Consider the following 249-nt stretch of genomic DNA (forward strand, 5'->3'; position numbering starts at 1 on the left):
CGCCGTGCGGTGGCCCAGTCCTGGGCCGAGACCGGCACGCTCATGCGGCCTCCTGCGTCATGCGCAGGCCAAAATCGAGCAGCGCCCCGCAATGCGAGCAAAGATCGAACTGCTGATCCACGGGCACAGCGAAACCGCCATCGTCAGATGGCTCGGCGTCGATATAGCTGTCGATTTCGGTCTGGCAGACCGGACAGCAAAAGCGCAGGGCCAGTTCGACGACAGCCGCGCGATGGGTGTCAGGATGGT

Annotated in this window: 1 protein-coding gene; it reads right to left on the reverse strand. The window is 64.3% G+C overall.

Annotation, left to right across the window (positions count from 1 at the left end; translation table 11 throughout):
- Positions 1–40: 40 nt before the first annotated feature.
- A partial coding sequence (locus RMT89_RS44585) for a hypothetical protein (RefSeq protein ID WP_315889461.1) occupies positions 41–249 on the reverse strand: 209 nt, incomplete at its 5' end.

Source organism: Streptomyces sp. P17 (assembly GCF_032436805.1).
In the GTDB taxonomy this organism is placed as follows: Bacteria; Actinomycetota; Actinomycetes; order Streptomycetales; family Streptomycetaceae; genus Streptomyces.